The organism is Pseudomonas sp. T8, from assembly GCF_024610635.1.
Taxonomy (GTDB): Bacteria; Pseudomonadota; Gammaproteobacteria; order Pseudomonadales; family Pseudomonadaceae; genus Aquipseudomonas; species Aquipseudomonas chlororaphis_I.
Genome location: NZ_CP102374.1, coordinates 3,039,351 through 3,051,577, shown reverse-complemented (window position 1 = coordinate 3,051,577; position 12,227 = coordinate 3,039,351). Strand labels below are relative to the sequence as shown.

At 63.4% G+C, this 12,227-nt stretch carries 9 protein-coding genes; 8 read left to right on the top strand and 1 reads right to left on the bottom strand.

What is annotated here, in order from left to right:
* Positions 1–15 precede the first annotated feature (15 nt).
* The 3 genes from trmD (at position 16) to NRG23_RS13680 (ending at position 1,627) form a co-directional block, all read left to right on the top strand.
* A complete protein-coding gene (gene trmD, locus NRG23_RS13690) occupies positions 16–726 on the top strand; it encodes a tRNA (guanosine(37)-N1)-methyltransferase TrmD (RefSeq protein WP_230589668.1) in 711 nt (236 codons plus the stop codon).
* A 45-nt stretch (positions 727–771) separates the two neighbouring features.
* Positions 772–1,122, top strand: a complete 351-nt coding sequence (gene rplS / locus NRG23_RS13685; protein ID WP_009047143.1) for a 50S ribosomal protein L19 — start codon at positions 772–774, stop codon at positions 1,120–1,122.
* Between the two features lie 91 nt (positions 1,123–1,213).
* Positions 1,214–1,627 (top strand): acyl-CoA thioesterase, encoded by a 414-nt coding sequence (locus tag NRG23_RS13680; RefSeq protein ID WP_007927676.1) that lies wholly within the window; start codon positions 1,214–1,216, stop codon positions 1,625–1,627.
* A gap of 69 nt (positions 1,628–1,696) precedes the next feature.
* Here NRG23_RS13680 and NRG23_RS13675 read toward each other — a convergent pair whose 3' ends face one another.
* Complete coding sequence (locus NRG23_RS13675; protein WP_009047144.1) at positions 1,697–3,502, bottom strand: sodium:proton antiporter; 1,806 nt, start codon at positions 3,500–3,502, stop codon at positions 1,697–1,699.
* A 107-nt stretch (positions 3,503–3,609) separates the two neighbouring features.
* On the opposite strand from NRG23_RS13675, the gene xerD reads away from it, so the two are divergent.
* From xerD to NRG23_RS13650, 5 genes are all read left to right on the top strand, one after another.
* Positions 3,610–4,506 (top strand): site-specific tyrosine recombinase XerD, encoded by an 897-nt coding sequence (gene xerD, locus NRG23_RS13670; RefSeq protein WP_009042324.1) that lies wholly within the window; start codon positions 3,610–3,612, stop codon positions 4,504–4,506.
* A 291-nt stretch (positions 4,507–4,797) separates the two neighbouring features.
* Entirely contained in the window at positions 4,798–5,529 is a 732-nt protein-coding gene (locus tag NRG23_RS13665; protein WP_007927673.1) for a thioredoxin fold domain-containing protein, read from the top strand.
* 131 nt (positions 5,530–5,660) lie between these two features.
* Positions 5,661–6,965 (top strand): homoserine dehydrogenase, encoded by a 1,305-nt coding sequence (locus NRG23_RS13660; protein ID WP_009047147.1) that lies wholly within the window; start codon positions 5,661–5,663, stop codon positions 6,963–6,965.
* Between the two features lie 62 nt (positions 6,966–7,027).
* Positions 7,028–8,437: a threonine synthase gene (thrC, locus tag NRG23_RS13655; protein WP_016702738.1), complete on the top strand. Its 1,410-nt coding sequence runs from the start codon at positions 7,028–7,030 to the stop codon at positions 8,435–8,437.
* Positions 8,438–8,592: 155 nt separating this feature from the next.
* Positions 8,593–12,168, top strand: a complete 3,576-nt coding sequence (locus tag NRG23_RS13650; protein ID WP_257374785.1) for a transporter substrate-binding domain-containing protein — start codon at positions 8,593–8,595, stop codon at positions 12,166–12,168.
* The last annotated feature ends 59 nt before the right edge of the window (positions 12,169–12,227 follow it).

The window sequence follows — 12,227 nt, the reverse complement described above, 5'->3', positions numbered from 1 at the left end:
AGTTTGTTTCCCGAGATGTTTTCCGCCATCAGCGACTACGGCATAACCAGCCGCGCGGTGAAACAGGGGCTCTTGCAGCTGACCTGTTGGAATCCGCGAGACTACACCACGGATCGACATCACACTGTGGACGATCGCCCATTTGGCGGTGGCCCGGGCATGGTGATGAAGATCAAGCCCCTGGAAGATGCTCTGGTTCAGGCCAGGCAGGCAGCCGGGGAGGGCGCGAAGGTGATCTACCTGTCGCCCCAAGGCCGCAAACTGACTCAGTCGGCGGTACGCGAGTTGGCGAATGAGGATGCATTGATCCTGATTGCCGGTCGTTATGAAGGCATTGACGAGCGTTTTATTGAAGCTCATGTCGATGAAGAGTGGTCGATTGGCGACTATGTACTCTCCGGTGGCGAGCTGCCGGCGATGGTCCTGATTGATGCGGTTACGCGACTGCTGCCCGGAGCTTTAGGGCATGCGGATTCCGCGGAGGAAGATTCCTTCACGGATGGTCTGCTGGATTGCCCGCACTACACCCGACCGGAGGTGTATGCGGATCAGCGTGTTCCCGACGTGTTGCTGAGTGGCAACCACGCACACATCCGGCGTTGGCGTTTACAGCAGTCCCTTGGTCGGACCTATGAACGACGCGCCGATCTTCTGGAAAGCCGCTCGCTTTCTGGAGAAGAGAAGAAGCTGCTCGAGGAATACATCCGCGAGCGGGACGATAGTTAACAACGTATCGATGGTAGATCCGACGATTTACCTTAGGAGCACAGCATGACCAACAAAATCATTCTTGCACTCGAAGCAGAGCAGATGACCAAAGAGATCCCAGCCTTTGCCCCGGGCGACACCATTGTCGTTCAGGTGAAAGTGAAGGAAGGCGATCGTTCCCGTCTGCAAGCGTTCGAAGGCGTTGTAATCGCCAAGCGTAACCGCGGCGTGAACAGTGCATTCACCGTTCGTAAAATCTCCAACGGTGTTGGCGTAGAACGTACTTTCCAGACCTACAGCCCGCAAATCGACAGCATGGCTGTCAAGCGTCGCGGTGACGTACGTAAAGCCAAGCTGTACTACCTGCGTGACCTGTCGGGTAAAGCAGCTCGCATCAAGGAAAAACTGGCTTAAGTCCAGCTTCCGATGCAGAAAAAAGCAGCCTACGGGCTGCTTTTTTGTTGCCCGTCATTTATCCCCGAAGTGTGTTTCAGGCAGTAGAACCATGAGCCCCCGCGAGCAAGAAATCCAACGCCGGACCGAGCTGTCGGTTACCCGCGTGACCAAGGCGGTATTCCCGTCGACCACCAATCACCACAACACCCTGTTTGGCGGCACGGCGCTGGCCTGGATGGACGAAGTGTCGTTCATCGCCGCGACCCGTTTCTGCCGGTTGCCGCTGGTCACCGTGTCCACCGACCGTATCGACTTCAATCACCCGATTGCCGCGGGCTCCATCGTCGAGCTGGTGGGACGGGTAGTGAAGGTCGGCAACACCAGCCTCAAGGTCGAGGTTGAGGTCTTCGTCGAGAGTATGAGTTGCGATGGGCGGGAGAAAGCCATCCACGGCCTGTTCAGCTTTGTCGCCATCGATGACGACAAGCGCCCGGTGCCGGTGCTGCCGGGGTTTGTCGACTGATCGCGAGCAAGCCTCGCTCCTGCGGGATTTCACCGTTCTGTAGGAGCGAGGCTTGCCCGCGATGGGCTATCAGGCCGCCATATCCTTCTGAATCAACGCCACCAGGGTCCAGCCCGCTGTGGGCTTGAGGGCGCTACCCGGCGTCACCACATGCACCCAGCCGCTGCTGTCGCGAGCGAACAGCAGGGTCGCCCGTTCGCCGTGCAGCGCCTGATAATCCTCCCAGCCAAAGCCTTCGGTGAGGTTGGTGCTGTACAGCTCCGCACCCTGTCCCAGCAGGCTGGCCAGTTTGCTGTAGGACAGCGCCTCGCTGCCCAGCAGATGCCCGCGGTGTTCATGGCTGGCCCGGTGCTTGTCGGTGCGCCGGCTTTCCTGGCTGTTGGCCAGGCCGAATAGGCGCTGATGGCCGAAGTCGTGACGGAAGCGCATGGAGGCCAGGGTGTTCAGTTCGCCGGAGGGCGACAGCGCCAGCAGATGGCCAAGCCCCACCAGGTCCAGATGGGCATCGGCGTGTTGCGACGCCGGATTGCCGAAGTAGGTCGGCAGGCCGTCCATGCGCGCGGCGCGGATGTTTTCCCAGCTCGAATCGGTCAGCAGCACGCGACTGCCCAGTTGTTGCAGGGCCTTGCCGATGGTCCGCGCCGGAGCGTTCGCCCCGACGATCAGGAAGCCACTCGGCGCCGGTTCCGCGACTTTCAGCAGGCGGGCCAGCGGCCGCGCGGTGGCGCTTTGCAGCACCACGGTGCCGATGATCACGGCAAAGGTCAGCGGCACCAGCAGCAGCGCGCCTTCATGGCCGGCCTGGTCCAGGCGAATGGCGAAGATCGCCGAGACAGCCGCGGCAACGATGCCCCGCGGTGCGATCCAGGCCAGCAAGGCCCGTTCGCGCCAGTTCAGATTGGAGCCGGCGGTGGATAGCAGCACGTTCAAGGGCCGGGCGATGAACTGGATCACCAGCAGCAGAATCAACACCAGCGGCCCCAGGGCGATCAGCGCATTGAGGTCCAGGCGTGCCGCCAGCAGGATGAACAGCCCGGAAATCAGCAGCACGCTGAGGTTTTCCTTGAAGTGCAGGATGTGCCGGACGTCGACGTCCTTCATATTGGCCATCCACATGCCCATCAGGGTCACGGCCAGCAGGCCGGACTCATGCATCACCTGGTTGGCGCCGATGAAGATGCCCAGCACCGCCGCCAGCGTGGCCAGGTTGTGCAGGTATTCCGGCAGCCACTGGCGGCGCATGATGGTCCCCAGCACCCAGCCGCCGACGATGCCGAACAGGCTGCCGCAGAGAATCACCCCGCCGAAGGTCATCAGGCTGTGCTGCAGGCCCTGGCCCTCGGCGCTGGCGATGATGAAGCTGTAGACCACCACCGCCAGCAGGGCGCCGATCGGGTCGATGACGATGCCTTCCCAGCGCAGGATGTTGGCGATCGACGCCTTGGGCCGAACCACCCGCAGCATGGGTACGATCACGGTGGGCCCGGTGACCAGGGTCAGGGTGCCGAACAGCAGCGCCAGCAGCCAGTCGAAGCCCAGCAGCCAATGGGTGGCCAGGGTGATCACTGCCCAGGTCGAAAGCGCGCCGATGGTCACCAGCCGGTGCACCACCTTGCCGATCTCGCGCCATTCCGACAGGTGCAGGGTCAGGCTGCCTTCAAACAGGATCAAGGCCACCGCCAGCGACACCAGCGGCATCAGCAGCGGTCCGAACAACGCTTGTGGATCGAGCCAGCCCAGGACCGGGCCGGCGAGAATGCCGCTCAAAAGCAGGAACAGAATGGCCGGTAGTTTCAGGCGCCAGGCCAGCCATTGGCAGCCCACTGCCGCCACGCCTATGCCGCCAAAGGCCAACAGAATCTGTTGTTCGTTCATTGAAGCTCCCTGTTCCTTGAAATAGCGGGCTATGAAAGACTAGCGACCCTCTGCACAGTTCACTATTTATTTGCGCCTGGCCTCAAGCCCGCGCCTTTCGAGTATTTATGCCCGCCATCGACCATCCCCTGATAGACCGCTTCCTCGATGCGCTATGGCTGGAAAAGGGCCTCTCGGACAACACCCGCGAGGCGTATCGCAGCGACCTGGCGCTGTTCAACGGCTGGCTGCAGGAAAAGGGGCTGGAACTGGTGAATGCCGGCCGCGAGCTGATTCTCGACCACCTCGCCTGGCGGGTGGAACAAGCCTACAAGCCGCGTTCGACCGCGCGTTTTCTCTCTGGGGTGCGCGGTTTCTATCGTTACCTGCTGCGGGAAAAGCTGATCGCCGTGGACCCCACGCTGCAAGTCGACATGCCGCAGTTGGGGCGGCCGTTGCCCAAGTCCCTGTCGGAGGCCGATGTCGAAGCCCTGCTGGCCGCTCCCGACCTCAGCGAGGCCATTGGCCAGCGCGACCGCGCCATGCTTGAAGTCCTGTATGCCTGCGGCCTGCGGGTCACCGAGCTGATCAGCCTGACCCTGGAGCAGGTCAACCTGCGCCAAGGCGTGCTGCGGGTGATGGGCAAGGGCAGCAAGGAGCGCCTGGTGCCGATGGGCGAGGAAGCGATTGTCTGGGTCGAGCGCTACATGCGCGATGCCCGGGGCGAGCTGCTCGGCGGGCGGCCCAGCGATGTGCTGTTCCCCAGCCAGCGCGGCGAGCAGATGACCCGGCAGACCTTCTGGCACCGGATCAAGCATCAGGCCAAGGTCGCCGGGATCGGCAAGTCGCTGTCGCCGCATACCTTGCGGCACGCCTTCGCCACCCATCTGCTCAACCACGGCGCCGACCTGCGGGTGGTGCAGATGCTGCTCGGCCACAGCGACCTGTCGACCACCCAGATCTACACCCATGTCGCCCGGGCCCGTCTGCAGGACCTGCACGCCAAGCACCATCCCCGCGGTTGAACCTGTAGCCGCTGGCGCAGCCTGCGTTCGGCGGCGTAGCCGTCGCCAATCTGAAATACCAGGGTGCTTGGTTTTGCGTCGGCTTCGCCGCCGAGCGCAGCCTCGCAGGCTCGGCAGCGGCTACAAGAGCGGCTCTGCGCTGATCGGCAAATGACCGGCTTGGCTCAGCGGGAGCCCGCCAGGCGGGCCTTATGTGGTAGGCTTTGCCGGTTTGCAAAGTGGGCCGTTATGACCCGGTGTTCCAGTACGGGCGTTCTGACCGTCCCATTTGTCCGCCTTCAGGAGTTCCCAATGCGCGTGACCCAGATTATCGCCGCCGCAGCCATTGCGTTGGCCAGTACCTTTGTTATGGCCGATGACGCCGCCGAAAAAGCGATTCGTAAAAGCCTCCAGGGCCTGCAGCTCGAAGTCCCGGTAGAAAGCATCAGCGCCAGTCCGCTGCCCGGTGTCTATGAAGTCAAGCTCAAGGGCAGCCGCGTGCTGTACGCCAGCGCCGACGGCCAGTTCGTGATGCAGGGCTACCTGTTCCAGCTCAAGGACGGCAAGCCGGTCAACCTGACCGAAAAGACCGAGCGCCTGGGCGTGGCCAAGCTGATCAACGCCATTCCGGTCGCTGAAACCGTGGTCTACCCGGCCATCGGCGAAACCAAGACCCACATCACCGTCTTCACCGACACCACCTGCCCGTACTGCCACAAGCTGCACGCCGAAGTGCCTGAGCTGAACAAGATGGGCGTGGAAGTGCGTTACGTCGCCTTCCCGCGCCAGGGCCTGGGTTCGCCGGGCGACGAGCAGTTGCAGGCGGTCTGGTGTTCGGCCGACAAGAAAGCGGCCATGGACAAGATGGTCGATGGCAAGGAAATCAAGGCCGCCAAGTGCGCCAACCCGGTTTCCAAGCAATTCGCCCTTGGCCAGTCGATCGGTGTGAACGGCACGCCGGCCATCGTTTTGGCCGACGGCCAAGTGATTCCGGGCTACCAGCCTGCGCCACAAGTCGCCAAACTGGCGCTGGGCGCGAAATAATCCTGCGTCGTCGAGCCTTTGACGATCATGGCGCGGCGGTTGTGGCCGACGCGTCATTAATAGAGAGCCGTGTGGTTTGCGGCTGTTTTCCACGGCCGACCTAGTGTCGGCCGTTTCATGGGGAGTTCAGAGTGAATCCGGTCAAAGTGGGCATCTGTGGGCTGGGTACCGTCGGTGGCGGTACCTTCAATGTACTTCAGCGTAACGCCGAGGAAATTGCTCGTCGTGCCGGGCGTGGAATCGAAGTGGCACAAATTGCCATGCGCACGCCAAAGCCTCAGTTCCAGACGACCGGTATTGCGATTACCAACGATGTGTTCGAAGTGGCCACGAACCCTGAGATCGACATCGTCATAGAGCTGATGGGCGGCTATACCGTTGCCCGCGAGCTGGTACTCAAGGCCATCGAGCATGGTAAACATGTGGTCACCGCCAACAAGGCGCTTATCGCCGTACACGGTAACGAAATTTTCGCCAAGGCCCGTGAGAAGGGGGTGATCGTGGCGTTCGAAGCCGCCGTGGCGGGTGGTATTCCAGTCATCAAGGCGATCCGCGAAGGCCTGGCGGCCAACCGCATCAACTGGGTGGCCGGGATCATCAACGGCACTGGCAACTTCATCCTCACCGAAATGCGCGAGAAGGGTCGCACCTTCGAAGACGTGCTGGTCGAGGCCCAGGCCCTGGGTTACGCCGAAGCCGACCCGACCTTCGACGTCGAAGGCATCGACGCGGCGCACAAGCTGACCATCCTGGCGTCCATCGCCTTTGGTATCCCGCTGCAGTTCGACAAGGCCTACACCGAAGGTATCACCAAGCTGACCACCGCCGACGTGAACTACGCCGAGGCCCTGGGCTATCGCATCAAGCACCTGGGCGTGGCCCGCCGCACCGATGCCGGCATCGAGCTGCGCGTGCACCCGACGCTGATCCCGGCCGATCGCCTGATCGCCAACGTCAATGGCGTGTTCAACGCGGTGATGGTCAACGGCGACGCCGTCGGCTCCACCCTGTACTACGGCGCCGGCGCCGGCATGGAGCCGACCGCTTCGTCGGTGATCGCCGACCTGGTGGACGTGGTTCGCGCCATGACCAGCGACCCGGAGAACCGCGTGCCGCACCTGGCCTTCCAGCCGGACTCGCTGTCGGCCCACCCGATCCTGCCGATCGAGGCCTGCGAAAGCGCCTACTACCTGCGGATCCAGGCCAAGGATCACCCGGGCGTACTGGCCCAGGTGGCGAGCATCCTGTCCGAGCGCGGCATCAACATCGAGTCGATCATGCAGAAAGAGGTCGAGGAACACGACGGCCTGGTGCCGATGATCCTGCTGACCCACCGGGTGGTGGAACAGCGCATCAACGATGCGATCACCGCGCTGGAAGCCCTGCAGGGCGTGGTCGGTCCGGTCGTACGGATCCGCGTCGAGCACCTGAACTAATCCGCTTCGTTGCGGGAGCCCCGGCGGCTCCCGCTTGAGAACTCTTTTTAGAGGAGCCAGTCATGCGTTACATCAGCACCCGCGGCCAGGCACCAGCCCTGAATTTCGAAGACGTCCTGCTGGCCGGCCTGGCGAGCGACGGCGGCCTGTACGTACCGGAAAACCTGCCACGTTTCACCCAGGAGGAAATCGCTTCCTGGGCCGGCCTGCCATACCACGAGCTGGCTTTCCGGGTGATGCGCCCGTTCGTCACCGGCAGCATTCCGGATGCCGACTTCAAGAAAATCCTCGAGGAAACCTACGGTGCCTTTTCCCACAACGCCATTGCCCCGCTGCGCCAGCTGAACGGCAACGAGTGGGTCCTGGAGCTGTTCCACGGCCCGACCCTGGCGTTCAAGGACTTCGCCCTGCAACTGCTGGGTCGCCTGCTGGACTATGTGCTGGAGAAGCGCGGCGAGCGCGTGGTGATCATCGGCGCCACTTCCGGCGATACCGGTTCGGCCGCCATCGAAGGCTGCAAGCGTTGCGACAACGTCGATATCTTCATCCTGCACCCGCACAACCGTGTGTCCGAAGTGCAGCGTCGGCAGATGACCACCATCTTCGGCGAGAACATCCACAACATCGCCATCGAAGGCAACTTCGACGACTGCCAGGAAATGGTCAAGGCCAGCTTCGCCGACCAGGGCTTCCTCAAGGGCACTCGCCTGGTGGCGGTGAACTCGATCAACTGGGCGCGGATCATGGCCCAGATCGTCTACTACTTCCACGCGGCCCTGCAGCTGGGCGGCCCGGCGCGTTCGGTGGCGTTCTCGGTACCGACCGGCAACTTCGGCGATATCTTCGCCGGTTACCTGGCCCGCAACATGGGCCTGCCGATCAACCAGCTGATCGTCGCCACCAACCGCAACGACATCCTGCACCGCTTCATGAGCGGCAACCAGTACGTCAAGGAAACCCTGCACGCCACCCTGTCGCCGTCGATGGACATCATGGTCTCGTCGAACTTCGAGCGCCTGCTGTTCGACCTGCACGGTCGCAACGGTGCCGCGCTGGCCGCGCTGATGGACTCCTTCAAGCAAGGTGGCGGTTTCAGCGTCGAGCAGGAGCGCTGGACCGAAGCGCGCAAGCTGTTCGATTCCCTGGCCGTGGACGACGCCCAGACCTGCGAGACCATCGCCGAAGTCTTCGCCCAGACCGGCGAAGTGCTCGACCCGCACACCGCGATCGGCGTGAAGGCCGCCCGTGAGTGCCGTCGCAGCCTGGATATCCCGATGGTGGTGCTGGGCACCGCGCATCCGGTGAAATTCCCGGAAGCGGTGGAAAAGGCCGGGATCGGCAAGGCCCTGGAATTGCCGGCGCACCTGTCCGACCTGTTCCAGCGCGAAGAGCGTTGCACCGTCCTGGCCAACGACCTGAAGGCCGTCCAGGCCTTCGTCAGCCAGCATGGCAATCGCGGCAAACCGCTCTGATCGAGTGACATCGATCGTCAACAAGGCCCGTCTCTGACGGGCCTTGTCTTTTTATACACAGGCTGTTTATCGCGATGCGTCTTTTAAGGATCGAGCTCAAGGACAGGGCACAAGGACAGGGCGACGCCGCGTCGAGGATCACTCACAGGATGCTTATGTTGCTGCGCCCGGTTTTCCGCACATTGATGGTTTTGGCGATGCTGTCCCTGGCCCCGTGCCTGATGGCGGCGCAGAACCTGCCCTTCAAGCTGGTGCCGGCCTTCGTCCAGCTGCAACCGCTCACCCTGGCTTCGGCCGAACGGCAATGGCTGGCGGGCCGTGGCACCTTGAAGGTGGGCATTTCGATCGATGACTACCAGCCGATCGACATCACCCGCGACCGCAACCGTTACCAGGGCATCAGCGCCGATTACCTGAGCCTGGTCGGCGAACGCCTGGGCGTGTCCCTGGAAGTCCTGGGGTTCTCCGAGCGCGAACAGGCGGTCGAGGCGCTGCGCACCGGGGCGATCGATATCCTGACCAGCGCCAACGGTTATGAGCGTGGCGCCGCGGGGCTGCATTTCTCCAGTGACTACATGCCCGACCGCGCGGTCGTGGTGGTGCGCCGGGACGAGGCGGAAATTCCCGAAGACCTGGCTGGCAAGAAAGTGGTGCTGCTGGAGGGCTATGCGGACGCCAAGATTGCCCATGCGGCCTATCCCCACAGCCAGATCATTCTTTCGCCCAATCTGTACAGCGGCCTGGAAGCCCTGAAACAGGGGGATGTCGATGCCTTTATCGGCAACGAGGTGATCGTCCGTGCCTACAAGGCGCTGCGCCCTTACCTGGGGTTGCAGGTCCGCACGGAAAGCCGGTTGCCGCCGATCGGCTTTGCCTTCGCCACGCGCCAGACCGACCCGCTGCTCGGCCGCCTGATCGAACAGGCGCTGCAAAGCATCGACGACTCCACGCGGCGGGAGATCCTGGCCCGCTGGACCACCGGGCTGGGTGCCAGCACTGGCGACGAGCGGATCAAGCTGAGCAAGCAGGAGCGCGCCTGGCTGCTCGAGCATCAGCATGTGGTGGTGGCGTCCCAGCAGTTTCCGCCCTACGTGTTCAAGGACAAGGACGGCCAGTGGGCCGGGCTGAATATCGACCTGCTCAACCGCATCTCGAGGATGACCGGGCTGCAATTCGTCCAGGAGGAAACCTTCTCCACGGCCCACACCCTGGATCTGCTGCTCAAGGGCCGGGCGCAGATGAACACCACGCTGTCGGCCAACGATGAGCGCTGCGGCTTCCTCGACTTCACCCATGCCTTTGGCGGTTCGGCCTGGGTGTTCGTGGTGCGCGCCGACGACATCCAGCTCAATACCTTCAACCAATTGGCCGGCAAGGTCCTGGCGCTTCCGGCCAAGCATGCGCTGGAGAGCTACGTCCGGCAGAACTACCCGAAGGTCCACCTGCGTCTGGTCGACACCTACCTGGAGGCGCGGGCCCTGGTGGCCAGCGGCGAGGCCGACGCGACCATCCAGAACGAAGTCGAGGTGCAGGGCTACCCGGCGAACGGCCTGCGCATCGGCCGCAGCGTCGAGGGCAAGTGGTCGGCCGACGAGTTGTCGGTGCGCCGGGACCAGCCCGAGCTGCTGAGTATCCTGAACAAGGCCCTGGAAGCCTTCCCGGTGGCCGAGCTCAGCGCCATCCGCCTGAAATGGCTGGGGGTGACGCCGGTGCCGGTGCCGATGTGGCAGCGAGTGCCAGCGTGGATCTACTGGGTCACCTTTACCGCGATCCTGTTCGGCCTGCTGTCTTTGGCCTGGAACACCCGGCTCAAGGGGCAGATCCGCCAGCGCCTGCAAGCCGAGCAACGGCTCAACGACCAGCTGGCGTTCAAGCGCGCCTTGCTCGACGGCATCCCCAACCCGATCTTCGTCCGCGACCTGGCCGGACGCCTGATCACCTGCAACAAAAGCTACGAAACCCAGACCGGCATGCGCCTGGAACAGATCAAGGGGCTGTGCCTGACCGAGCTGGATGTGTTGCCCGAGGCCACGGCCCGGCAACTGCACCGCGAGTTCCTGGAGCAGCTGGAGACCCAGGAGTCGGTGTTCGTCGACCGGCAGATCGAATCGAGGAACGGCCCGGTGCAGGTCTATCAATGGACGGTGCCGTTCTACAGCGCCCAGGGCGAGTTGCAGGGGCTGCTGGGGGGCTGGATCGACATCACCGAGCGCAAGCGCCTCGAGGAAGATCTGCTGGAGGCACGTCGCGCCGCGGATCAGGCGAACTACGCCAAGAGCGCCTTTCTCTCGACCCTGAGCCATGAGATTCGCACGCCGATGAACGCGATCATCGGTTTGCTGGAGCTGGAAAAGGAACAGGCGCGCCTGCGCGGCATGCCGTTTTCCGATGCCTTGCGCGTGGCTTATCAGTCGGCGCAGGAGTTGGTCGGCCTGATGGGCGACAACCTCGACCTGGCCAAGATCGAGGCCGGGCATATGCAGCTGGCGCCGCAGACCGTGGCCCTGCGAGGCTTCTTCGAAGACATACAGCAATTGTTCGAGGTCACCGCGCGCAACAAGGGGCTGCACCTGACGCTGGCCTTCGACAAGGCGGCGGACGGCTTCTACTGGCTCGATCCATTGCGCCTGCGCCAGGTGCTGCACAACCTGCTGAGCAATGCCCTGAAGTTCACCCAGGTCGGCGAGGTGCGGGTATCCGTCGAGCGCCAGGCCGATGAACATGGCGCCGATCGCCTGTGCATCAGCGTGGTCGACACCGGGCCAGGCATCAGCCCGGAGAAACAGGCGAGCCTGTTCGATCCGTTCATTCAGGCCCATGTGCAGACGACGCCGGAGCAGGACGGAACCGGCCTGGGCCTGAGTATCTGCAAGCAACTGGTGGAGCTGATGGGCGGCCGCATTCTGCTGCAAAGCCAACCCGGCGCGGGGACCCGCGTGACCCTAGAGCTCTATCCGGAGCAAGTGGTCGAGGCTTTCAGCCAGTCGCCCCAGGTGACCAGCGAGCGTCCGCAGAGCCGTCGCATGTCGGTGCTGGTGGTCGACGATGTGCGGGCCAATCGCATGGTGCTCAGCCAGCAACTGATGTTCCTCGGGCACAAGGTGGTGGCGCTCGACAGCGCCGAGGCGGCGTTGGCGCGCTGGCAGGGCGAGGCGTTCGACCTGGTGATGACCGACTGCCACATGCCGGGCATGAGCGGTTATCAGTTGAGCGAAGCGATACGTGAGATCGAGGCCCGGGAAGGGCGCGACGCCTGCCCGCTGATCGGCTGCACCGCCAATGCCTTCGAGGATGAACAGCAGCGCTGCGAGCAGGCCGGCATGGACGAGCTGCTGGTCAAGCCGGTGACCCTGGACCGGCTGGCGCAGATGCTTGCGCGTTTCTTGCCGCCGCCATCCTTTGATATCCAGACCCTGCGCAGCATGACCCAGGCCGACGAGCCGATCCTGCAACGCATGCTGCGCGAGCTGTGGAGCAACCTGGGGCAGGAGCAGGTGGCCCTGGAGTCGGCGGTGCTGGAGCAGGACTGGGCGCGTATCGGCGCGTCCACCCACCGCCTCAAAGGGGTGTGCTGCCTGATCGATGCGCTGCCGCTGGCCCAGGTCTGCATCGACCTGGAGGGCGTTGCCCGGGCCCGCTCGACGGCGGTGCTGGCGGAGCACTGGCTGCGTCTTAAGGAAGCCATCGGTTGCTTGCGCAGCGATATCGAGCCGCACCTGGGTAGCGATTAAGACTTGTCTTATGGGGCGACCTGCCCTCTGCGATTAACGTACCGGCCCGCTGCGGATTC